At 40.7% G+C, this 2,455-nt stretch carries 1 protein-coding gene and 2 pseudogenes; all 3 read right to left on the bottom strand.

Annotation, left to right across the window (positions count from 1 at the left end):
- Nucleotides 1–116, bottom strand: a pseudogene (locus AB5935_RS24405) (sugar phosphate isomerase/epimerase); the annotation flags it as partial.
- A 299-nt stretch (nt 117–415) separates the two neighbouring features.
- Nucleotides 416–2,077, bottom strand: coding sequence for an IS1182-like element ISBf3 family transposase (locus AB5935_RS24400; RefSeq protein ID WP_004300475.1), 1,662 nt, complete (start codon nt 2,075–2,077; stop codon nt 416–418).
- A gap of 135 nt (nt 2,078–2,212) precedes the next feature.
- A pseudogene (locus tag AB5935_RS24395) lies at nt 2,213–2,455 on the bottom strand (hypothetical protein); the annotation flags it as partial.

Here is a 2,455-nt window from a genome sequence, read left to right as displayed (position 1 = left end):
CATACGGCTATTTTATAACGTTGTTCCTTTTGCTGCGATCCGGCAATTGCCAATAGAGGAAAACACTCTGCAAGTATCAATATCCAAAGGATATGTTTAAATAAATTTCTTCTCATTTTTTATTTTATTGCATACGATTTACATAGTAGACGTATGGAATAGATTTTTGTAATCACCTATAAAACAGAGAATAACTAAAAATACTACGGAGTATAATTTAATAAAAGTAAGATAGTGACGGTATCCAAGACAAATAGTGACGCTATCTTGGTCCGATACCGTCACTATCCCGGGCATATACCGTCACTATTTTCGAAGAAGTAATAACAGAAGTAAATGTAAAAAAATGGAGGTTGTGTCAAAACGTTGGCACAACCTCTTTTATATTTTACAGTTCTGCTATATTTTCTTTTGGCTATGCTGCTTTTTCCTCATGCATTTGGCAACAAGTTGCTATATTCCAATTATATCGGGTTATAAATAGTCCCATAAACATATATTTGGCAACTGTAATGAGCCCCTTTCCTTCTTTTATCAGTTTAGCACACATTTTTTTGATATTAAAAGCTATAGCAAAGAAAGCAAAGTCCATTGTAACCTTGTCTTCTCCCACATGCCGGAATCTTCTGTATGCCATGTTGTATTTCATTTGTCCAAACACAGCCTCTGGTTCTATACACCTCCTGCCTCTATGCTTGATACCTTCTTCTGAGAGCAACCTTTCCCGTGCCTGCCGTTTGTATTGATTTAATCGGTGGTTGACTTCTATAATACGGTTCCCCCGAGCTTTAAAACAACTGCCACGCAAAGGGCAACCTTCGCATCTTTTTGCTTTATACCGGGCACTTTCGATGATGTATCCGCTCGCTGTCTTGTCACGTTTGGTTCCTATACGGTTCATGTGCTGTCCCATAGGACAAACGTAATAATCCTCTTGGGCATTGTTATGGAGACTTTCGGCATGGAATGGGTTGGGAGTATAACGAGGACGCTGTTCTTTATGGAAGTAATTGTACTTGATGAAGGCTTCTATCCCATTCTCCTGCATGAACCGGTAATTTTCTTCCGAACCGTAACCGGAGTCTGCCACACAGATATTCGGTAAACGGTTATAGCGGTACTGGAAAGAGTGGAAAAAAGGTATGAGGGTCAGTGTATCGGTAGGGTTGGGAAACAGACGGAAGTCTGTGATGAATTGGTTTTCAGTACCTATTTGCAGATTATATCCGGGTTTGGTCTGCCCGTTCTTCATGGCATCTTCTTTCATGCGCATGAATGTGGCACCAGGATCGGTCTTGGAATAGGAGTTACGTTCTCCAAGGGTATCAAGGTGATTGTCGTATTCTATCAGCTTGTCACGATACCCTTCAAGTTCCATGACCTGCTTCTTCTTTTTGCGCAGGGCTTTCTTTTCTTCCTTATCCTTTGTTGCAGGCTGGCGTTCCAGGGCTTCTTTAAGTTCATCCACTATGTCAGAGAGCCTGCAGGGAGTAAACTCCACGGATGTGTCTTTTATAGAGTTCTCCTGTGCAATGGCTTCATCCACCTGTTCCAAGAGAATACGGATTTTATCCATTAGTCTCGTACGGTTCCGTTCGACTGTCTTGCGCCAGACAAAAGTATATTTGTTGGCTTTGGATTCAATCTTGGTGCCGTCGATATACTCCACATCAAGGCTGATGAAACCTTTATCGGCAAGGACAAGAACCAACTGGGTAAATACATTATTTATTTCCTCCTTTACACGGTTACGAAAACGGTTGATCGTGATAAAATCCGGATGCTCATTACCGGCAAGCCAAATATAATGAATGTCACGAAGGAGGTGCTTCTCTATTTTACGGCAAGAATAGATATTATTCATGTAGGCGTAGATTATCACCTTAAGCATCATTTTAGGATGATAAGGACAACGGCCCGTTTCCTTATAAAGCTTCTTGAAACTCTCAAGATTGAGATTGTCAATAACAGCATTCACGATGCGGACCGGGTCGGTCGCAACTATGTTTTCATCAATTCTTTGTGGAAAAAGAACGGTTTGGTTGGGAATGTAAGGACGAAAATGTAACTTTGCCATAACGAAAAACTTTATACCTAAAGATACGAAAACTTTGGGTAATAACAAAGCCCGGGCTTGAGAAAGTCTGGGCTTTGCGCATAAAAAAAGGCTGTGTCAGCGTTTTGACACAACCTCATTTCATTATCTATATTATTACCATTCAATCTGCTGGTCTTCATCCGGAATCTGCGTATTGATATTCCGCAGAAGCGTCATACTTCCTGCTACTCTATACTTGATAGGAATTACTTCTGTACCACTACCTCCATAAGTAAAATCTTGGAAGTCGTATTCAAACATAATTTGAACATAACGACGTTCCAAATAAGGGCGTGTCGCGTCCATAACCGAAGTACTACTATAAGTAGGCGTCCCAATCAGTTCAAACTCCATTTC

Origin of the sequence: Phocaeicola sp. RTP21198st1_B8_RTP21198_201120 (assembly GCF_040929485.1) — a bacterium.
GTDB lineage: Bacteria > Bacteroidota > Bacteroidia > Bacteroidales > Bacteroidaceae > Phocaeicola > Phocaeicola dorei.
The sequence above is the reverse complement of the archived record's forward strand: the minus strand, read 5'-3'. Positions and strand labels throughout refer to the sequence as shown.